The organism is Nonomuraea sp. NBC_00507 (genome assembly GCF_036013525.1).
Classification (GTDB): Bacteria; Actinomycetota; Actinomycetes; order Streptosporangiales; family Streptosporangiaceae; genus Nonomuraea.
This window is the reverse complement of record NZ_CP107853.1, coordinates 6233847-6253368: the sequence shown is the minus strand read 5'-3', so window position 1 is coordinate 6253368 and position 19522 is coordinate 6233847. Positions and strand designations below refer to the sequence as shown.

Here is a 19522-nt window from a genome sequence, read left to right as displayed (position 1 = left end):
GGAATCTTGTGCTCATCCGTCAACCTTCAGGAAACCTTCCTTCCTACTTGAGCTGCGGAGATAGCACTACCAAGGTTTTCCGTTCGGCGACCGCACATTCCCGGAGCGGCCAAATCATCGGATGCATCTGGACATCGCGCCCCGGCGCCGGTACAACACACGCATGCCGTTACAACGCACGATGGCCGTCGCCGCCATCACGATCCTGCTGGGCGCCGACCCGGCCCACGCCGCCGCATGGCGGCAGGTGAGCTTCACGTACGTCAGAGGGCTCGGACACCGCCGGGAAGATCGACGTCTACGTCGACGACCGGCACGTGGCCACCGTCTCCGACCGCGGCCCGGCGATCCGCCACTTCAAGAACGGCGTCTACCACCACGGGTCCGGCCGGGCCGAGTCCCGTTTCCGCGACATCCGCTACCGGGTCAGCCCTTGACCGCCCCCGCCGTCAGCCCTTCGACGATGTAGCGGCGGATGGCGGCGAACATCACGAGCGTGGGCACGACGGACACCACGGTGGCGGCCGCCATCGAGCCCCAGTCGATGTCGTACTGCGTGATGAAGGAGTTCATGGCCACCGGGATCGTCTTGGCGTCCTCGCTGTCGATGAACGTGATCGCCAGGAACAATTCGTTCCAACATTGCACGAACGCGAAGATGAACGTCGCCGCGATGCCCGGCAGCATGACCGGGATCACCACCCGGACCATGGCCACCAGGCGCGACGCCCCGTCCACCTGCGCGGCTTCTTCCAGCGCGACCGGCACCCGCTCGTAGAAGCCGCGCATGATGATCGTGGAGAACGGCACCAGCATGGCGACGTACACGAGCATGAGCCCGGCGAGCCGGTTGAGCAGGTCGAGGTCGGACATCAGCAGGTAGAGCGGGCCGAGCGCGATGAACAGCGGGATCATCTGGGTGACCAGGAACGCCAGCATGAGCGCTCCCCGGCCGGGGAAGGCGAAGCGGGCCAGGGTGTAGCCGCCGAGCACTCCGATGGCCGTCACCGACCCGGCCGCCACGAGGGAGACCATGAGGCTGTTGAGCAGATACGTCCCGAAGTCGGCGAAGGAGAACAGCTCCGCGTAGTGCTCGAACGTCACCGTGCCGGGCCAGTATTTGAGCGGCACCGCGAAGATCTCGGGCTTGGGCTTGAGCGAGGTGATGACGATCCAGTAAAGGGGGAAGAGGGTGATCAGCAGCCAGGCGGTCAGCACGACCACTTTGGCGAGCGTCGCGACACGTCTCATCGGGACTTCTCGAATCTCGTGGCGTTGAGGTAGAAGACGCTGAAGGACAGCAGCAGACCCAGGATCAGCAGGCCCACCGCGCCGGCCCGGCCGTAGTCTCCGCCGATGACCTGCTGGATGAGGAAGGTCGTGATGATGTCGGTGCTGCCGGCGGGGCCGCCGCCGGTCATCGAATAGATGAGGTCCGGGAAGTTCAGGATCCAGATGATCCGCAGCAACACGATGAGCGCCAGCGTGGGCCGGATGTGTGGCAGCGTCACGTGCCAGAACTGCCGCAGCCGCGAGGCCCCGTCCACGGATGCCGCCTCGTACAGCTCTTTCGGGACCGACTGCAGCGCGGCCATGATCATGATGGCGAAGAACGTCACGCCGTACCAGACGTTGGCCACGATCACGGACGTCATCGCCCATCCCGGCGAGGCCAGGAAGCCGATGCGCTGGTCGATGATCCCTGTCTTGAGCAGCAGGTCGTTGATCACGCCGAACTGCCCGTTGAACATCCACCGCCACAGGAGCCCGATGAGGAACCCGGACATGGCCCACGGGAAGAACACCCACGCCTGGTAGAGGCCGCGCCCCCGGAAGTGCCGCCGCAGCAGCAGCGCCAGCCCGAACCCCAGGAAGAACTGGAAGAACAGCGACACGACCACCCACGTCCCGGTGTTCCGCAGCGCCGTCCAGAACCGGTCCTCGCCCAGCACGGCACGGAAGTTCTCCAGGCCGACGAAGGGCGTCGAGGTGAGGTCGAACAGGTTGTACTGCTGGAAGGCCATCACCGCGCCGCGGAGCACCGGGTAGTACGTGAACAGCGCCACGAACACGACGCCCGGCAGCAGGCACAGCGCGATGAACCTGGCCCTTCGGACGTTGAAGGTCCTCATGAAACCTTCTTGGCCTGATCCATCCAGAAGGCGTCCCACGACTTGAGCACGTCGGCGACGGTCGTCTTGCCGGTGATCAGCGCCTGGACGTCACGATCGGAGTCGACGAGGAACTGGCTCCAGCCGGGGTAGTCGACCGGCCTGATCGTGATCACCTGCTTGGGGTCCTGCTGCGCCTGCAGGTACGCCTTCCACGCGCCCTGCGAGAACTGCGGGTCGCTCTGCGCCTGCTTGGAGATGGGGATGAGCGAGTTGCCCTTGGCGAAGGCGATGCTCTGCTTGGCCTCCGACAGGAACTGCACGAGCTTGACCGCTTCCTTGGGGTGCTTGGTGAAGGAGGTGGCGCCCCAGCCGGCGTAGCCGACGGGCTGGAAGGCGTACCCGGTGGGGCCCTTGGGGATGGGGGCGGTGGACCAGGCGGTGACGCCGCTGTCCTCGACCGTCTTGATCACTTCCGGGTCCTGGATGAGCATGCCGGTGACGCCCGAGGTGAAGCCCTGGACCATCTCGGGGTAACCCCAGGACACCGAGTCGGGCGGCGACGCCTCCTTGAAGATCTTGACGTAGAGCTCCATGGCCTGGGCGGCCTCGGGCGTGGAGAAGATCGTGCGTTTGTCCTTCAGGTAGAAGGACTTCTCGGGGTTGAGCGCCTCGCCGTTGTACGCGCTGATCATCATCACCGCGTAGTCGGCGCCGCCCTTGCCGCCCCTGAAGGAGTAGCCGTAGCGGTCGCCCGAGGTCATCTGCTTGCCGGCCGCGTAGAGCTCCTCCCAGGTCGTCGGGGGCTGGGTCATGCCGTAGTCCGTTCGGTAGAACAGTGTGCGCTGGTAGAAGCCGTACGGGATCAGGTAGGCCTTGCCCCCGACCTCCACGGCCTTCTTCTGGGCCAGCTCGGTCAGGTCCGACCAGCCGGGCCACTCGGCGGTGGGCAGCTCGGCCAGCCAGCCGTTGTTGGAGAAGGACTTGGCCGTGTGGTCGCGTACTTCCAGCACGTCCAGGTCCTTCTTGGTCTGCAGGATCTGGGTGATCTTCTGGTCGGCGCTGTCGAGCGGTGGCGAGACGAGCTCGACCGTGACGCCCGGGTTGGCCTTCTCGAAGTCGGCGATGAGGGTCTTGATGAGCTTCGTGCGTTCGGGGCTGGTCAAACTCTCGATCATGCGGAGTCGTACCTCTCCCGAGGACGACGAGCCGGAGCCGGAGCCGCAGCCGGTGAGCACCAGCGTGGCGGCGACCGCGGCCGCCAGGAGGGGCTTTGTCATGGGGAGCCTCCCGCGTGTTTCTGACAGCGCTGGTTTGGACAGCGCTGTCAGTCACGCTAGGCGACCTACGCCTTCCAGCGCTAGACCGAGATCCTTGATCAAAGTGTCCGCCGGCTCCAGGCCGACCGAGAGGCGGACGAGGCCGACCGGGATGCCCATGGTGGCCCGAACGCTCTCCTCGGTGGACAGGGCGGGAGCGTTCACCAGACTCTCGAACCCACCCCAGGACACGCCGATCCTGAAATGTCGCAATTTATCGAGAAAGATCGCGACCTCTTCCCGCGATTCGGTCGCCAGCTCGATGCTGAACAAGCTGGAGAACCCCGACATCTGCCGCAGGGCGACGGCATGCCCCGGGTGTGACGGCAACCCCGGATGGTTGACCACCCGCACGGCCGGGTGATCGGCCAGGAACCCCGCCACCGCCAGCCCTCGCTCCTGGTGCGCCGCCATCCGCACGGGCAGCGTGCGCAACCCCTTGATCACCTTGGCCGCGTCGTGCGGTGACATCGCGGCCCCGTACAGCTGGTATTCCGTCAGCGCCAGCGGCCGGATCAGCCGCGAGGAACCCACGACCACGCCGCCGACGAGATCGCTGTGCCCGCCGATGTACTTCGACAACGAGTGCACGACCAGGTCGACGCCCATCGTCAGCGGCTTCTGGAAGATCGGCGTGGACCAGGTGTTGTCCATCACGGTCACCAGCCCGCGCTCGCGCGCCCACCCCGTCACCTCGGCGATGTCGACGACCGCGTAGGCCATGTAGGAGGGGGACTCGAAGTAGAGTAGGCGCGTGTCCGCCCTGATAGCGCTGTCACCCTCTGCGAGGTCGCCGACGTGCGTATGCGTGACGCCGAACTTCTCCAGGTAACGCAGGAACTGCGTGGTCGGCCCATACACCGCGCCCAGCACCAGCACGTGGTCGGCGGCCGACACGAGCGACGAGATCGTCGCCGAGATGGCGCCCATCCCGGAGCCGAAACACTTGGCCCGCTCTCCCCGCTCCAGCGCGGCCAGCTTACGCTGGGCGAGATCGACCGTCGGGTTGGTCCCCCGCCAGTAGACGTATCGCTCGTCCTCGTTCCTGACCGCCTCGCCGAGCTCCTGCGCGGTCGCGAACGTGAACAGCGAGTTCTCGAACACCGGCGGGTTGACCGCCCCCAGCACCCAGGGCTCGTCCTCGCCCAACCGGCCACAGATCCATTCGTCATCCATGGGGGCAGAGTATGACAACACGCAAGCCGACCATGGCGGACGTGGCCCAGCACGCGGGGGTGAGCCTGAAGACCGTCTCCCGGGTCGTCAACCAGGAGCCCCACGTCCGGGCGTCGCTGCAGCAGCGGGTGCAGGCGGCCATCAGCGCGCTCGGCTACCGCCGCAACGAGGCCGCCGCCCGCCTGGCCCGGGGCGCGACGATGCTGACGCTGGGCCTGGTGATGGAGAACATCTCCAACGAGTTCTACTCGCGCCTGGCCGCCGCCGTGGAGGCCGCCGCGGCCGAGCACGAGGCGCTGGTGGTGTTCGGCTCGTACGAGGAGAGCCCGGACAAGGAACGCATGCTCATCGAGTCCATGTCCGCACGCGGCGTCGACTCCTTGATCATGGTCCCTTCGGCGGCCGACCACGCCTGGCTGGCCGAGCACACGACCCTGCGCATGGTCTTCGTGGACCGCGTGCCGCGGGGGCTGGAGGCGGCGGACGTCGTGGTCCTCGACGACGTACGGGGCGGCCGCGCGGCCACCGAGCACCTGCTGGCCCGCGGGCATCGCCGGATCGCGCTGATCTCCGACGACAATGGGCTGAGCTCGGTGCACGACCGGGCCACCGGCTTCCGCACGGCGCTCGACGCGGCCGGGGTGACCGCGGACGAGACGCTGGTGGTGCGGGGGGTCTTCGATCCGTGGCGGGTGTCCCGCGAGGTCACCAGGCTCTTGGACCTGGAGGATCCGCCGACGGCGTTCTTCGCCACCAACAACCGGGCCGCGATCGGGATCCTGCAGGCGCTGCGGGAGCGGCCGGAGCGGCCGGCGTACGTGGGGTTCGACGACTTCGCGCTGGCGGATGTGTTCAACCCGGGGGTGACGGTGGTCCGCTACGACGTGGCCCGCCTGGCCCACAGCGCGGTGGACCTCCTGCTGAACCCCTCGCCGGCGCCACGCCGGGTGAAGGTGCCCGTGGAGCTGGTGGCCAGGGGCTCGGGCGAGCTGCCACCTCCCTGACCTCACGCGAAAGGGAGCCCGGAGATGCCGCGTGGCGGGGCAGATGTCCCCGGGGCCGGGGCTTAAGTGCGCTTCCTTGTCCGGGCGCAGTGCTCATCCCGCTACAGTCGGTTCGTGCCTCGTGTGACCGCCGACCTCACCCGTCTCCTTCGCAACAGGCCGGAGCTGGCCGTGGCGCCCTCGCTGGAGGTGCTCGAACGCCTGCTGGCCAGGCCCGACCTGGCCGTCCCCGTCCTGCTCGACCTGGACGCCGACTGCCACACCGTCAGCCAGGCCATACAGGCCGCCGGCGGTGAGACGACCCGCGACATGTTGTCCGCCACGCTGCGCGACCCGCACGGCCGGCTCGGCGAGGTGCTGGACCTGCTGGCCGGAAGGGGGCTGATCGCGCTCGACGGCGACACGGTACGTTCCCCGCACCATCCCGGCCTGTGGGCGCACCCGTTCGCGCTGGGCAGGCCGCTTCGCGAGTTCGAGAAGAAGGTCACGGCCGAAGCGCTGAAGACGATGGTGAAGGCGCTCGGCGGGCAGCCCCTGGGCCGCAAGGCCGACCTGGTGAGGCGGGCCGAGGAGCTGCTGCGCGACGGCGCCTCCGTACGCTCCCGCGCGGCCAAGCTCCCGAGCCAGGCCGTCGCGTTAGCGGAGTCCATGGCGTCCAGGGCGCCCGTGCTGGGCGGTGAGCAGCTCTACTACGGCTCGGTGTCTCGGACGCATCCGGTGCAACGCCTGGTCGACGCCGGGTTCGTCCTCCGCGACGGCTGGGAGTACGAGATGCCCAGGGAGGTGGCGCTGGCCCTGCGCGGCGACGGCTGGAAGCCGGCGCTCACCGGACAACCCGACGTGCCGGCCGGGCCGCGTCCCGAGGCCGACGGCGTGGGCGCCGCGCTGGCCGCGATCGACCGCATCCAAGCCCTCGTGGAGCTGGCGGGGACGGAGCAGATCACCGAGCTGAAGTCCGGCGGTGTGGGCGTCCGTGAGCTCAGGCGGCTGGCCAAGCTGCTCGGCGTGTCCGAGCAAGAAGCCGTGCTGTGGCTCGACATCGCCTTCGGCGCCGACCTGATCGCCTCGGAGCTGGGCGAGCGGCTGGTCAGCACCACATTGGTCGACGACTGGCTGGCGCACTCCCCCGACGCCAGATGGCGGGCGCTGGCCGACGTCTGGCTCCGGCTGCCGCAGGCGGCCACCTACCGCGTTGTGGGCTGCTGCGAGGACCATATGGAGCCGCTGCCGCCGCCGTACGAGTTCGAATGCGGGGCGGGCCGGATCCGGCGCGCGACCCTGGAGACGCTGCGCACCCTGACTCCGGGCCTGGGCACGGACGCCGCCGGGGTGAAGGACGCGGTGGCGTGGCGTACGCGGGCGGCCGCGGAGGCCGCGCAGACGGCCGATGAGTTCGTCGCCGCGGCCCTGCGCGAGGGCGAGTTGCTCGGGATCATCGCCGGTGGAGCGCTCACCTCCCTCGGCCGTGCCCTCCTGGGGAACGGCGAGACGAACCACAGCGAGCAGGACCCGGACACCGGTGCAGTGAGCGCATTGTTCCCCACGCCGGTGACGACGGCGACCCTGCAGAACGACCTGACCGCGATCGTGTCCGGCATCCCCGCTGCCGATCTGGCCACCTTCCTGAACGGCTGCGCCGACTTGGAGTCACGCGACCGGGCCAGCGTGTGGCGGTTCTCCGAGAAGACCATACGCAGGGCGCTGGACGCGGGCACCACCGCCGAGACCCTGCTCGCCGATCTCGCCCGCTTCTCCGCCAAGGCGATCCCTCAGCCGCTGCGCTATCTCGTCAACGACACCGCCCGCAAGCACGGCGTCATCAAGGTGACCTCCACACCCTCCGTCGTGATCGCCACCGACCCCGCGGTCATCGCCGAGCTGTGCGGCGCGAAGGCGCTCCGTAAGCTGGGCCTGCGCCAGATCGCGCCCACGGTCGCGCTCGCCGCCCTGCCACCCGACGAGACCCTGCGGCTGCTGCGCCAGGGAGGCCACGCCCCAGTCAGCGTGGCGTCAGACGGAACGATCAGGGCGGAGAGCATCCAGCGGCGCCGACTCGCGGTGGACGTCAAGAAACACACTGACACCGACACCGCTGCGGCGGCCGCAGCCATCCTCCAGGGCAACGGGACCGACGCAGAAGGCGAGGCCATGGCACTGGCCGCCGTCACCGGCGAGGTGATCGTCATTGTGTGGCAGCGGCGCGAGCACTACATGGAGGACCTGACCATCGCGGGCAACGTGGTGACCGGCTACTGCCACGACTGCGATCGAGGCCACACCATCCCCCGCGCCAAGATCACCAAAGCATATCTGCCGTAGGAACGGGAGCCGGGCCGAAGTGCCCGCAGCGCAGTCTTAGGAAGACCGGGGGCGCCAGTCGCCGCGGTCGAGGTCGAGGTTCTCCGGGGTGTGCAACCTGACCATCGTCCTGGCCACGCCGGACGGGACCCGGTGCGGGGTCAGGAACGACACCGCCACCATCACCGCGAACGCGATGGGCACCGTCCACGCGGCGGGCTGGGCCAGCAGCGCGGCCGTGAAGCCGCTCGGGGCGCCCGTGATCGTGGCCAGCACCGCGGCGCAGGCCAGCCCGCCGCCCACGAACAGCCCGGCCAGCGCCCCCGTGGTGGTGAGCCGACGCCACCAGATGCCCAGCACCAGCAGCGGGCAGAACGACGAGGCGGCCACCGCGAACGCCAGCCCCACCACGTCCGCCACAGGCAGCGCCCGCGCCCACAACGCCAGGACCAGCGGCACCGCCACCGCCATCAGCGTGGCGATCCTGAACGAGCGCACGCTGCCCTTGAGCAGGTCCTGGGCGATCACTCCCGCCACGGACACGGTCAGTCCCGACGACGTGGACAGGAACGCGGCGAACGCCCCGGCGGTGACCAGGGCGGTCAGCACGTCGCCCAGGGTGCCGCCGATCATCTGGGCGGGCAGCGTCAGCACGACCGTGTCCGTGCGCGCCAGGCCGGGCGTGTAGAGGCGGCCGAGCCAGCCGTACACGGCCGGGAGCAGGTAGAAGGCGCCGAGCAGCGACAGCACCACCAGCGTCGTACGCCGGGCGGCTCGGCCGTCGGGGTTGGTGTAGAAGCGTACGAGCACGTGCGGCAACCCCATGGTGCCCAGGAAGGTGGCCAGGATCAGCGAGTACGTCGAGTACAGCCCGTATTCCTTGGCCCCGGCCAGCGGCACCTGCCAGGTGGCGGCGTCGGCCGCGCTGACGCCGGGCGCGCCGTCGGCGTGCCAGGCCATCAGCAGGAACACCAGCGGCACCGCCAGCGCCGTCAGCTTGAGCCAGTACTGGAACGCCTGCACGAACGTGATCGACCGCATGCCGCCCGACAGCACGTTCACCGCCACGACGACGGCGACCAGCAGCCCGCCGACCCAGACGGGCGCGCCGGTGATCGTCCGCAGCACCAGGCCGGCGCTCTGGAACTGCGGCATCAGGTAGAGCCAGCCGATCAGCACGACGAGCACGCTGGCCGTGCGGCGCACGGTCATCGACTCGAGCCTGGCCTCGGCGAAGTCGGGCAGCGTGTACGCCCCGGAGCGGCGCAGCGGCGCCGACACCAGCACCAGCAGCACCAGGTAGCCGCCGGTCCAGCCGACGGGCAACCACAACATGTCCACGCCGAAGGACAGGATCAGCCCGGCGATGCCGAGGAAGGAGGCCCCCGACAGGTACTCGCCGCCGATGGCCGAGGCGTTCCAGAGCGGGCTGACGGTGCGGGAGGCGACGTAGAAGTCGGAGGTGGTGCGGGAGACCCTGATGCCGAACGCCCCGATGAGCACGGCCGCCACGACCACGACGAGGACCGCGGTCAGGCTCATGCGATCGGCTCCGCCGGCCGCATGAGCCCCAGCTTGACGATGCGCTCGCTCATCGGCGCTCGACCAGTTCGGCGAAGTGGCGTTCGTTGCGCTCGGCCTGGCGGACGTACCACCAGGCGCCGATGACGAAGGCGGGGTAGATGAGGCCGGCGAGCACCGCCCACGGGAGCGGCACGCCGAGCAGGTGCACCTCGCGCAGCTCCGGGATGAGCAGGAACAGCAGCGGCAGGCCGCCGACCACGCAGGCCAGCAAGGTGCAGACGAACAACGCCAGCCGGAACTGGGTGCGCAGCAGGGAGCGCATGTAGACCTCGCCGAGCCGGGTCTGCTCGTCGATCTCGCGGGTGGCGGGGAAGCGGGGACGGCGGGCGGCGGCGGTGCGCGGGCTCGTCACGGCCACCCGGCGCGGCGCCTCACGCATGATGCGGCGTGCCGGACGCGGCTCTGGGCTCATTCCTGCCTGCCCTTCCTGGCGCGGCGGACCAGCAGGTCGCGCAGCTCGCGCGTGTGCCTGCGGCTGACCGGGATCTCCGTGTCGCCCACCCGCACGGTGCACTTGCCCGAGTCGATGTGCAACTCCTCGATGTGCTTGACGGCGACCAGGTGGCTGCGGTGCACCCGGATGAACCCGGCCGAGGCCCAGCGTTCCTCCAGCGTGGCCAGGGGGATGCGGACGAGGTGGCTGCCGGCCGCGGTGTGCAGCCGCGCGTAGTCGCCGTGCGCCTCCACGTAGATCACGTCGGCGCTGGACACGAACCGCGTCACCCCGCCCAGCTCGACCGGGATCGTGTCGGTCTCGCCGCTCTCCACGGGCACGTCGGCCGACACCGCGACCCGCCGGATCGCCTCGGCCAGCCGCTCCGGGCGTACCGGTTTGAGCAGGTAGTCCTCGGCCTTGATCTCGAAGGCGTCCACGGCGTGCTCCTCGTACGCCGTCACGAACACCACCCGGGGCGGGTTGGCGAACTGCGACAGCAGCCGCCCGAGCACGACGCCGTCGAGCCCGCGCATCCTGATGTCGAGGAACACCGCGTCGATGGGCCTGCCGTCGGCGATGGCGCGGTCGAGCAGCCGCAGCGCCGCGGCGCCGTCCCTGGCGGTGGCCACTTCGCCGATGCGGGGGTCGGCGCGCAGCAGGTACGACAGGTCTTCGAGGGCGGGCAGCTCGTCATCGACCGCGAGAACCCGGAGTTGTGCCATAGATAGTGATAAAACCGACAACAAAGATCGAGGTCAACGGGCAGAGACGCCCGGGTGATACTTCGGCAATCTTATGTTGACTTTTGTGCCCGCGCCGGCACCGGTTTCGACGACCAGGCCATACTCGTCGCCGTACACCTGGCGCAGCCGCTCGTCCACGTTGGCCAGCCCCACGCCGCCCGCCGAGGCGATGTCACCGGCGAGGATGCGGCGCAGTCGCTCGGGGTCCATGCCGAGCCCGTCGTCCTCGACGCTGATGCGGCACTCGGCTCCGGCGTCCTCGGCGATGATCGTGATGCGGCCGACGCCGTTGCGGCTCTCCAGTCCGTGTCTGACGGCGTTCTCCACCAGCGGCTGCAGGCACAGGAACGGCACCGCGACCGGCAGCACCTCGGGTGCGATGCGCAGCGTGACCTGCAGCTGGTCGCCGAACCTGGCCCGCTCCAAGATCAGGTAGCGGTCGATCGAGCGCAGCTCCTCGGCCAGCGTGGTGAACTCGCCGTGCCTGCGGAAGGAGTAGCGGGTGAAATCGGCGAACTCCAGCAGCAGCTCCCTGGCCCGCTCCGGGTCGGTGCGCACGAACGAGGCGATCGTGGTGAGCGAGTTGTAGATGAAGTGCGGCGAGATCTGCGCCCGCAGCGCCCGCACCTCGGCCTCCATGAGCAACGTGCGCGAGCGGTCGAGCTCGGCCAGCTCCAGCTGCGAGTCCACCCATCCGGCCACCTCCTGGGCGGCCCTGACCAGCCCGGCCGAGGCGTTCTGCCCGTAGGCGGCCAGCGCGCCGACGACCCGGTCGTCGGTGGTGAGCGGCACCACCACGGCGTGCCTGATCGGGCACTCGAGCAGGTCGCAGTCGATGGTCAGGACCTGCGTGCGGCCGTCCTTCAACGTGGCCGCCGCGTGCTCGAACGCCTGGTCGGCGTGGTGGTCGCCGGCGCCGTCGTAGACGAGCAGCCGCTCGCCGTCGGTGATCGCCAGCGCCGCCGAGCCCAGCAGCGCGCGCAGGTGCCGCGAGGCGCGCTCGGCGCCGTCGGCGGTGAGCCCGGCGCGCAGCGGCGGCCCGGCCAGCGAGGCGGTGTGCAGGGTCACGAACGTGGCCCGCTCGGCCGGGCTCGTGCCCAGCTCGCGGCGGCCCCGCATGACGCGCCACAACACGATCGCGGGCACGCCGACGAGCACCGCGACCACGGCGACCCCGACCAGGTACTCCACGGGGTCAGAGCCTAACTCAGAGGGCCTCCTTCGTCGGCCCTCTGAGTAACTCCCGTGTCCATTGGTTCGCTCCGCTCATAGTGCTTTGGCGATGACGTCCCGGTACGACTCGGCCTCCTCGGCGGAGTCGTACGTCGTCCGCGGCCAGAAGAACCCGCGCAGCCCGTCCTTCTTGTTGCGCGGCACCACGTGGACGTGCAGGTGGGCCACGCTCTGGCTGACGCGGTTGTTCATGGCCACGAACGTGCCGCCCGCCTCGAGAGCCGCCTCGACGGCTCTGGCCATGGCCTGGACCCGCTCGAAGAACGGCCCGACGTCGGCGAGGTCGGCCAGCGTCTCCACGTGAACCCTGGGCACGACGAGCACGTGTCCCTTGAAGACCGGCCGGGCGTCGAGGAAGGAGACCGCCACCTCGTCGGAGCTCACCACGTAGGCGGACCGCTCCCCCGCGATGATCTCGCAGAACAGGTCGTTGCTCACCGTTTGACCCTATCGGCGAAGGCCGTCCAGCTCGTCATATTCGGCCCGGACTCTTCCTCGGGCGCGTGCAGGAACCGCTCGCCCACGCGCTCGCGCAGCCGCGCGGGCACCTCGGGCACCTTGGCGCCCCGGCAGTGGTAGACCAGCCCGCCGCCGCGCTGCCCCATCGCCATCCAGGGCAGCCACGGCGACACCCGGCACCAGGAGAACACGCACGGCACGTCGGCCATCCCCGACTCCAGATCCTTCGCGGCGGCGAAGAACTGGAACAACTCCAGCGCCCGGTACGTGTCGCTCGCCGAGTTCTCCGGGTAGTCGGCGACCTTGAGCGGCGACGGGTAGGCCAGCCGCACGTCGACGTTGTAGACCACCTGGTCCCCCAGCCGCGTCACCGGCACGGGGTAGGCGCCGAGCCGCTGGTTGACCGGGTCGTTGAAGACATGGAGCACCTCGACCGCCCGCCCGGTGAACGGGTTGTCCCACGTGTCGAGCACCTCCCTCGTCCGCGGGTCGAGGTAGAGCGCCGCCTCCCTGGTGAGCAGCCGCCAGCCGTCGTCGGCCTGGACCGCCCTGGCCACGTTGATCCCTTCGAACCCGAACAGGTGGTGCGGGCCGTCGTCGTCCTGCCAGCCGTAGACGTCGCCGGTCCAGTACGAGATCGTCTCCGCTCCGTCGGCGGAGGCGCGTACCCGAATGAAGTCCATGATCCGCAGGCTACTTCACAGTGACCGCGAAGATCGCCTCACCGGACTGCCGCCTGCTCTCCTCGGTCGCCGGTGTCCGGTCCTGGCCGCAGCGCCAGCAGTTGAACAACCGGATCTCGGTTCTGCCCGGCCGTTTGGGGTTGAAGACGAAATACGTCGTGCCGCCGGAGCCGGGCCCGCCGCCCTCGCTCTCGTGCTCCTCACTGATGAACGAGGCCACCTTCGTGTCCGGCACCGCCACCAGCGACCAGTCGTCGCCTACCGACGGGTTGTCGGCCACGGCCAGCGAGAACCGCTGGCCGGGCCGCACCTCGACGGCTACGGTCGTCCCCTTGGCGCCCTTGACCACCAGGCCGTAGTCGCTCACCGCCGTCCCGCCGCCGCATCCCGCGACGGCCAGCACGGCGAGCCAGGTGGCCGCTCGAAGCCTCATTCCGGCAGGCTATCGGCCTCCGGCCGGTCCCGGGGCTCTGGGCGGCACCGTCCGTCCTACTTGCCCTTGCGGCGCCTCATGATGCGGCGCACCACGAAGGCGACCACGGCTCCGGCGGCGGCGATGAGCAGCACGGGCCGCTTCTTCGCCTCCTCGGCGGCGTCAGTGGCGGTGGTCTTCACGGCCTCGGCGGCGTCGCCCGCCTTGGACTTCACGGCCTCGGCCGCCTCGCCCGCCTTGTCCTTGGCGGTCTCGGCGGCGTTGCTCGCCTTGCCTTTCAGGTCGGCCTTGCCGGCCAGCGCGCCGACCGTGTCGCCCAGTTCCTGCCGCGTTTCCTTGATGTCTTTACGCACGTCGCCCTCTCCCTGGTCATCGGCGTCCCCGTGCGTCCGCTGCAGCGACTCCTCCTCGGTACGCAGGCTTTCCGTTGCCTCGGATCGTTCGTCGCGGATGGGGGCTTCCGGAATGAATGTCTCGTGTTCCTCGCGGGCGGCCTCCGCCCGCTGCGCGTTCTCGGCCGCGCCGGGCCTCGTCGGTGGCACGTTGATCGACTCACGCTCGGTCGGCGTGCCCACCCTCGCCCTGCGGGCGCCGACGTCGCCCGCGTGGTGCTCGCTGTCGTATCCGGGGTCGGTCTCGCTCATCGCCGTACCCTCCCCTTGACCATGTCGATATCGGCCTTGACGCTCGCGACGGTCTCTTGGGGGACCAGCGGCGCGGCTCGTTTCACCTGGTTCTTACCGATCAGGCCGAGCACGGCGGCGAGGACGAACAACGCTCCCGCCACGATCGCGGCAGCCGCCCACCCGGGCATGATCAGAGCGAGGAGCAAGACGACGGCCGCCACCAGTGTGCCGCCACCGAGGAACGCGACCGTGCCGGCCGCGCCGAACAGGCCCGCGCCGAAGCCCGCGCGCTTGCCTTTCTCCGCGAGTTCCATCTTGGCCAGGCGGAGTTCGTCCTTGACGAGCCTGGAGACCTGCTCGGAGAGATCGTTGACCAACCTGTGGGTGTCGTTCACGACGCTCGCCTCCTCCGCTGAGGAAGGCGACTACCCAGGCGGAAGGCCTTCTATCACGCGCCGCTACTTCCGCTTGCCGCCCTTGAGCAGGAGGCCCAGAACCGAGAGAACGGGGTCCTTCGGCACATCACACCAGTTGTCCGGTTGCCGCGGCTTGCTCCACGGGGACGGGAGCTCGCACGGCGGGGCCTGCGGCTTCGGCCGTTCACACCACGATCCGGGAGGGTTCATATCTCCATGCTAACTCCCGGACCTCTCGCAGAGGAGGTGCCGGCCGACGTCCAGGACACGTCGCGGGGCGGCGGGATCCTGGCCGGACCTGATCTTCCGCTCTCGGAGGTAACCTGCCGTGGTGCTGGTACACGGGGTCTGGGCGGCCGATGGGCTCGCTTTCTGGGCGGAGAACGGCGACGACGCGTCCGCGCCTGCCGCCGGCCCACCGCCGCGGGGCCGCGCAGTGCGGAGCGGTGAGCCGCAGTCGCATCCGTTCGCCGCGCCCGCATCCGGCGTCGCGGCCGTGCTCGGGCTCGACGACGTGCCGGGGCGGACGCTGGAGTTGTTGCTGCCCGGCTCGGTCAAGGAGCCGTTGCCGTCGCCGGAGACCGGCCGGCTCTCGGCGGTGGCCCGGCCGCGGCTGCGTCTGTGGCAGGTGCCCGCGGTCGTGCCGCCCGCCGCGGCGACGCTGCGGGTGCTGGGCGGGCGCACCGGCACCGCCACCCTGCGCCACTGGGCCGCCGTCGCCGACTTCGCCCGCGACCTGGTACGCCGCGGCCGCGTCATCCCCCAGCTCGTGCCACCGGTCGCAGGGCATGTGGACGGCGACATGTGGGGGGTTCCCCAGGCCGACGCGCGGGCCGTGTGGCGGCCTGTGGTGACCGGGGTGGATGCCGGATATTTCCGGGATCTGGCGCTGGCCATGCCGCCCGCGTGCCGTACCTCCCGCACCGAGCGCCCCTCCGCCGGCGTGCTCCGCGAGGCACTCGAAGCCTTCACCGACGCCCTCGTGCGCCAGACGCTCATCGAGCCCCTCGTCGCCCGCCCCAAGACCCTCCAGGACCGCTGGCTGGCCGCGCTGACCGGCGCGGACCCCACCTGCCCCGACGTCCCCGACCTGCGCCGGGAGCTGGAGAAGTGGCACGACGCCGCGACGGCGGCCGAGGGCGCGGCACGGGTGTGCTTCCGGCTGCTGGAGCCGGCGGACACCGACGACTGGCGCGTGGAGCTGGCGCTGCAGGCCGCCGGCGACCCGAGCCTCTACGTCCCCGCCGCGGAGGTGTGGCGCGGCACGCGGATGCCCGGCCTGCCGCCGATACCGGAGCGCGAGCTCCTGACCGGGCTGGGCCGGGCGGTGCGGCTCTACCCCGAGCTGGACCGGGCCCTGCGCGTGCCGGAGCCGAGCGAGCTGGCGCTGGACACGGCGGGGGCGTTCGGGTTCCTGCGGCAGGCGGCGCCGCTGTTGCAGGCGGCCGGGTTCGGGGTGCAGCTGCCCCGCTGGGCCGGACGCACCAAGCTGGGGCTCAAGCTCACCACCAGGACCAAGGCGCAGACGGCGGCCGTGAGCCAGGGGTTCGGGATGCGGCAGCTGGTCGACTTCCGCATCGACCTGGCGGTGGGCGACGAGACGATCAGTGAGGCGGAGCTGGCCGAGCTGGCCAGGCTCAAGGTGCCCCTGGTCCGGGTGCGTGGCCAGTGGGTGGAGCTGGACGACCGGCAGCTGAAGGCGGCCCTGAGGGCCGTGGAGGGCGAGCGCACGGGCGAGGTGACGGCCGCCGACATCCTCCAGCACGTGGTCGGCGCCGATCTCTGGGGCGACGACGAGCTGCCGCTGCTGGAGGTCGACGCCGACGGTGTGCTCGGCGACCTGCTGTCCGGCCAGGCCGAGCGGCGGCTCGAGCCGCTGAGGACCCCGGCCGGCCTGGACGCCATGCTCCGGCCCTACCAGGAGCGCGGCCTGGCGTGGCTGAGCTTCCTGTCACAGCTGGGCCTCGGCGGGGTGCTGGCGGACGACATGGGGCTGGGCAAGACCATCACCACGCTGGCCCTGCTCGTGCACGAGCGGTCGGACGTGCCGACACTGCTGGTGTGCCCGATGTCGCTGGTGGGCAACTGGCAGCGGGAGGCGGCCAGGTTCGCGCCGGGGCTGCGGGTCTACGTGCACCACGGCAGCGGCAGGGACGCGGCCGAGATCGGGCGCGCCGACCTGGTGATCACCACGTACGGCACCGCGCAACGCGACCTGGAGACCCTCAAGCAGCACGAATGGCGCAGGGTCGTGTGCGACGAGGCCCAGGCGATCAAGAACAGCGGGACGCTGCAGGCCCAGGCCGTACGGTCCATCCCAGCGCCCACCAGGCTGGCCCTGACCGGCACCCCGGTGGAAAACCACCTGGCCGAGCTCTGGTCGATCATGGAATTCGCCAACCCGGGACTGCTGGGGTCGCGCTCGCGCTTCAGGACCCGGTTCCAGGAGCCCATCGAGGCCCGCCAGGACGAGCAGGCCGCCCGGGCGCTCAAGCGGGCGACGGGTCCGTTCATCCTCCGCCGCCTCAAGACCGACAAATCCATCATCACCGATCTGCCGGAGAAGATGGAGGTCAAGGAGTGGTGCCCGCTCACGCCCGAGCAGGCCTCGCTCTACCAAGCGGTCGTGGACGACATGCTGGCCAAGATCGACGACAGCGAGGGCATCGAGCGGCGCGGCCTGGTGCTGGCGACCATGGCCAAGCTCAAGCAGGTCTGCAACCATCCGGCCCACCTGCTCAAGGACGGCTCCCGGCTGGCGGGCCGGTCGGGCAAGCTGGCCCGTCTTGAGCAGCTGGCCGAGGAGATCCTGGCGGAAGGCGAGAAGGCACTGCTCTTCACCCAATACGCCGAGTTCGGGACGATGCTCCAGCCCTATCTGGCGCAGCGGCTGGACCGCCCGGTGTTGTGGCTGCACGGCGGCCTGCCGAAGAAGACCCGCGACCGGCTGGTCGAGCGGTTCCAGCAGGACCCGGAACCGATGTTGTTCGTGTTGTCGCTCAAAGCGGCCGGCGTCGGGCTCAACCTGACGGCCGCCAATCACGTCGTGCACGTGGACCGCTGGTGGAACCCGGCCGTCGAGGACCAGGCCACCGACCGCGCCTTCCGCATCGGGCAGCACAAAAACGTGCAGGTGCGCAAGCTGATCTGCGCGGGCACCCTGGAGGAGCGCGTGGACGAGATGATCGAGCGCAAGAAGGCCCTGGCCGAGCGGGTGGTCGGCACCGGCGAGGAGTGGCTCACGGACCTGTCGACAGACGAGCTGCGCGAGGTGTTCCGCCTGACCGCGGAGGGGGTGAGCTGACGTGGCGTGGTTCGACGGCGGCAGGCCCATCAAGGTCGACGGCGGCATCAGGGCCCGCACGCAACGTGGCTCGATCGGCTCGACCTGGTGGTCGCGGCGGTTCATCGACATCCTGGAGCGCATCTGCGACAAGGGCCGGCTCTCGCGCGGCCGGGCCTACGCCCGGCAGGGCCAGGTCCTGTCGATCGACCTGTCCGCGGGCGAGGTCAGGGCCGCCGTGCAGGGCTCGCGGCCGGATCCGTACGAGATCGTGATCAGGATCGACGTGTACGACGAGAGCCGGTGGGCCACGCTCGAGGAGGCCATCGCGGCGCAGGCCGTCTACCGGGCCAAGCTGCTGGCCGGGGAGATGCCGGTCGAGATCGAGGAGCTGTTCGCCGCGATGGGAGTCGATCTGTTCCCGCGCGACCTGGATATGGACTGCTCGTGCCCGGACTGGGGTTTCCCGTGCAAGCACCTGTCGGCGGTGCTCTACCTGCTGGCCGAGTCGTTCGACGACGACCCGTTCCTGGTGCTGGCCTGGCGCGGGCGCACCCGGGAGCAGCTGCTCGGCTCCCTGGCCGGCGAGGCCGCGGAGGAGCTGCAGGTCGAGGACGTGCCGTTCGCCGACCGGCTGGCCGACTTCTACGCCCCCGGCGCCACCGCGCACCGGCCCGAGCGTCGCCCCGCGGCCGCCGCCCCTGACCTGCTGCTGCGGGTCTTCCCGCCGCCCGCCGACCTGGCGCGGGTGCTCGGTCCGGCGTATCGGCGGCTGGGTTAGCGATCCTCAAACGAGGCGGGCACCATGACACGCACGCCGTTGGGCACCACGCGGAGCCTGATCGGGGTGCGCAGCCGCACCTCGCCGTCCACGTCGGCGGCCATCGGCGGGTCGGTCTCCAGATACATCTCCCGCCCGACCACGAACGGCCCGCCCGCGAGGCTGCGCCAGCGGCCGGTGGTCGCCCTGAGCAGGGTCTCGCCGAGCAGCCGCAGCTTCTTGCCGGAGCCGAGCTGGTAGGCCACCAGCAGGCCGTTGTCGATGCTGATGTCCTTGGCCACCTGCCAGCCGCCGTGGAAGCGGCCGTTGGCGATGTTGAGCTGGTGGGTGAGCAGCTCGTGGCGCTGCCCCTCGACCGTGATGTAGGCCCGGAACGGCTTGTGGTTGGGCAGGATCGTCAGCGCCGTCAGCGGGTAGGCGGGCCGGCCCACGATGCGCTTGAGCCACGGCTTGACCTTGCCCGCCACCTCCACCGACACCCCGAAGCTGGCCAGGTTGGCGAACTCCCGGTCGCCGGCCATGCCCAGGTCGATGTCGGCCACCTTGCCGGTGGCGAACACCTTGATCGCCCCGGCCAGGTCGAGCGGCAGGCCGAGGCTGCGGGCGAAGTTGTTGGTGGTGCCGAGCGGCAGCACGCCCAGCGCCACGTCGCGGTGCGCCACGTGGCGCACCGCCGAGGAGAGCGTGCCGTCGCCGCCGCCCACGATGAGCAGGTCCGGCTTGGTCGCCAGGGCGGTGTCGAGCAGGTCGCGCAGCCGCTTGGGGTTGTAGACCGACAGCTCGGCCAGCGGCTCGAACCCGAGGTTGTGGATCTGCTCGATCACCTCGAAGTAGTGGCGGCGGCCCCGGCGCGAGCGAGTGTTCACCACCACGGCCACCCGGCGATCCCTCAGGATCGCCTCGGTGTGCTCGGTCTTGGTGCGCAGTTCGCTCATGG

The 19522-nt window shown here is 70.2% G+C and carries 18 protein-coding genes; 4 read left to right on the top strand and 14 right to left on the bottom strand.

Going from position 1 to position 19522, the window contains the following annotated elements; all coding sequences use genetic code 11:
• Positions 1 to 426 precede the first annotated feature (426 nt).
• Genes OHA25_RS30230 through OHA25_RS30215 form a run of 4 tightly spaced genes read right to left on the bottom strand, consistent with a single transcriptional unit; the run spans position 427 to position 4606 of the window.
• Positions 427 to 1251 carry a carbohydrate ABC transporter permease gene (locus tag OHA25_RS30230; protein ID WP_327590829.1) on the bottom strand — a complete coding sequence of 275 codons (825 nt, stop codon included), beginning with the start codon at positions 1249 to 1251 and terminating at the stop codon, positions 427 to 429.
• Positions 1248 to 2132 carry a carbohydrate ABC transporter permease gene (locus OHA25_RS30225; RefSeq protein ID WP_305921890.1) on the bottom strand — a complete coding sequence of 295 codons (885 nt, stop codon included), beginning with the start codon at positions 2130 to 2132 and terminating at the stop codon, positions 1248 to 1250. Before OHA25_RS30225 ends, OHA25_RS30230 begins: the two co-directional genes overlap by 4 nt.
• Complete coding sequence (locus OHA25_RS30220; RefSeq protein ID WP_327590828.1) at positions 2129 to 3391, bottom strand: ABC transporter substrate-binding protein; 1263 nt, start codon at positions 3389 to 3391, stop codon at positions 2129 to 2131. Before OHA25_RS30220 ends, OHA25_RS30225 begins: the two co-directional genes overlap by 4 nt.
• Before the next feature lie 51 nt (positions 3392 to 3442).
• A complete protein-coding gene (locus OHA25_RS30215) occupies positions 3443 to 4606 on the bottom strand; it encodes a trans-sulfuration enzyme family protein (protein WP_327590827.1) in 1164 nt (387 codons plus the stop codon).
• A gap of 11 nt (positions 4607 to 4617) precedes the next feature.
• Here OHA25_RS30215 and OHA25_RS30210 point away from each other — a divergent pair, with 11 nt between their 5' ends.
• The gene (locus OHA25_RS30210; RefSeq protein WP_327590826.1) at positions 4618 to 5610 is read left to right on the top strand and encodes a LacI family DNA-binding transcriptional regulator; all 993 of its coding nucleotides are present in this window, start codon (positions 4618 to 4620) and stop codon (positions 5608 to 5610) included.
• Positions 5611 to 5724: 114 nt separating this feature from the next.
• Entirely contained in the window at positions 5725 to 7929 is a 2205-nt protein-coding gene (locus OHA25_RS30205; RefSeq protein WP_327590825.1) for a helicase-associated domain-containing protein, read from the top strand.
• A 36-nt stretch (positions 7930 to 7965) separates the two neighbouring features.
• Here OHA25_RS30205 and OHA25_RS30200 read toward each other — a convergent pair whose 3' ends face one another.
• The 9 genes from OHA25_RS30200 to OHA25_RS30160 all read right to left on the bottom strand — a co-directional run bounded on the left by OHA25_RS30200 (position 7966) and on the right by OHA25_RS30160 (position 14500).
• A complete protein-coding gene (locus OHA25_RS30200; protein WP_327590824.1) occupies positions 7966 to 9450 on the bottom strand; it encodes a sodium/solute symporter in 1485 nt (494 codons plus the stop codon).
• 49 nt (positions 9451 to 9499) lie between these two features.
• Positions 9500 to 9904, bottom strand: coding sequence for a hypothetical protein (locus OHA25_RS30195; protein ID WP_327590823.1), 405 nt, complete (start codon positions 9902 to 9904; stop codon positions 9500 to 9502).
• Complete coding sequence (locus OHA25_RS30190) at positions 9901 to 10650, bottom strand: LytR/AlgR family response regulator transcription factor (protein WP_327590822.1); 750 nt, start codon at positions 10648 to 10650, stop codon at positions 9901 to 9903. The genes OHA25_RS30195 and OHA25_RS30190 overlap by 4 nt, the downstream gene beginning before the upstream one ends.
• A gap of 33 nt (positions 10651 to 10683) precedes the next feature.
• A complete protein-coding gene (locus tag OHA25_RS30185) occupies positions 10684 to 11862 on the bottom strand; it encodes a histidine kinase (protein ID WP_327590821.1) in 1179 nt (392 codons plus the stop codon).
• A 75-nt stretch (positions 11863 to 11937) separates the two neighbouring features.
• Complete coding sequence (locus OHA25_RS30180) at positions 11938 to 12342, bottom strand: HIT family protein (RefSeq protein ID WP_327590820.1); 405 nt, start codon at positions 12340 to 12342, stop codon at positions 11938 to 11940.
• A complete protein-coding gene (locus OHA25_RS30175; protein ID WP_327590819.1) occupies positions 12339 to 13046 on the bottom strand; it encodes a DUF1838 family protein in 708 nt (235 codons plus the stop codon). Before OHA25_RS30175 ends, OHA25_RS30180 begins: the two co-directional genes overlap by 4 nt.
• 10 nt (positions 13047 to 13056) lie before the next feature.
• A complete protein-coding gene (locus OHA25_RS30170) occupies positions 13057 to 13479 on the bottom strand; it encodes a protease inhibitor I42 family protein (RefSeq protein WP_327590818.1) in 423 nt (140 codons plus the stop codon).
• A gap of 56 nt (positions 13480 to 13535) precedes the next feature.
• A complete protein-coding gene (locus OHA25_RS30165) occupies positions 13536 to 14123 on the bottom strand; it encodes a DUF3618 domain-containing protein (RefSeq protein WP_327590817.1) in 588 nt (195 codons plus the stop codon).
• Entirely contained in the window at positions 14120 to 14500 is a 381-nt protein-coding gene (locus OHA25_RS30160; RefSeq protein WP_327590816.1) for a phage holin family protein, read from the bottom strand. The genes OHA25_RS30165 and OHA25_RS30160 overlap by 4 nt, the downstream gene beginning before the upstream one ends.
• A gap of 352 nt (positions 14501 to 14852) precedes the next feature.
• On the opposite strand from OHA25_RS30160, the gene OHA25_RS30155 reads away from it, so the two are divergent.
• Both OHA25_RS30155 and OHA25_RS30150 read left to right on the top strand, forming a co-directional pair.
• Positions 14853 to 17825 carry a DEAD/DEAH box helicase gene (locus OHA25_RS30155; protein WP_442942156.1) on the top strand — a complete coding sequence of 991 codons (2973 nt, stop codon included), beginning with the start codon at positions 14853 to 14855 and terminating at the stop codon, positions 17823 to 17825.
• Position 17826: 1 nt separating this feature from the next.
• Complete coding sequence (locus OHA25_RS30150) at positions 17827 to 18585, top strand: SWIM zinc finger family protein (protein ID WP_327590814.1); 759 nt, start codon at positions 17827 to 17829, stop codon at positions 18583 to 18585.
• Here the strand turns inward: OHA25_RS30150 and OHA25_RS30145 are convergent.
• The gene (locus OHA25_RS30145; protein WP_305921874.1) at positions 18582 to 19520 is read right to left on the bottom strand and encodes a diacylglycerol/lipid kinase family protein; all 939 of its coding nucleotides are present in this window, start codon (positions 19518 to 19520) and stop codon (positions 18582 to 18584) included. The two genes, OHA25_RS30150 and OHA25_RS30145, sit on opposite strands and share 4 nt — an antisense overlap.
• Positions 19521 to 19522: the final 2 nt, after the last annotated feature.

Excerpts from the sequence above, each read along its gene's own strand:
- OHA25_RS30230 (WP_327590829.1), bottom strand. The coding sequence starts at position 1,251 with ATGAGACGTGTCGCGACGCTCGCCAAAGTGGTCGTGCTGACCGCCTGG.
- OHA25_RS30225 (WP_305921890.1), bottom strand. The coding sequence starts at position 2,132 with ATGAGGACCTTCAACGTCCGAAGGGCCAGGTTCATCGCGCTGTGCCTG.
- OHA25_RS30220 (WP_327590828.1), bottom strand. The coding sequence starts at position 3,391 with ATGACAAAGCCCCTCCTGGCGGCCGCGGTCGCCGCCACGCTGGTGCTC.
- OHA25_RS30215 (WP_327590827.1), bottom strand. The coding sequence starts at position 4,606 with ATGGATGACGAATGGATCTGTGGCCGGTTGGGCGAGGACGAGCCCTGG.
- OHA25_RS30210 (WP_327590826.1), top strand. The coding sequence starts at position 4,618 with ATGACAACACGCAAGCCGACCATGGCGGACGTGGCCCAGCACGCGGGG.
- OHA25_RS30200 (WP_327590824.1), bottom strand. The coding sequence starts at position 9,450 with ATGAGCCTGACCGCGGTCCTCGTCGTGGTCGTGGCGGCCGTGCTCATC.
- OHA25_RS30195 (WP_327590823.1), bottom strand. The coding sequence starts at position 9,904 with ATGAGCCCAGAGCCGCGTCCGGCACGCCGCATCATGCGTGAGGCGCCG.
- OHA25_RS30190 (WP_327590822.1), bottom strand. The coding sequence starts at position 10,650 with ATGGCACAACTCCGGGTTCTCGCGGTCGATGACGAGCTGCCCGCCCTC.
- OHA25_RS30175 (WP_327590819.1), bottom strand. The coding sequence starts at position 13,046 with ATGGACTTCATTCGGGTACGCGCCTCCGCCGACGGAGCGGAGACGATC.
- OHA25_RS30170 (WP_327590818.1), bottom strand. The coding sequence starts at position 13,479 with ATGAGGCTTCGAGCGGCCACCTGGCTCGCCGTGCTGGCCGTCGCGGGA.
- OHA25_RS30165 (WP_327590817.1), bottom strand. The coding sequence starts at position 14,123 with ATGAGCGAGACCGACCCCGGATACGACAGCGAGCACCACGCGGGCGAC.
- OHA25_RS30145 (WP_305921874.1), bottom strand. The coding sequence starts at position 19,520 with ATGAGCGAACTGCGCACCAAGACCGAGCACACCGAGGCGATCCTGAGG.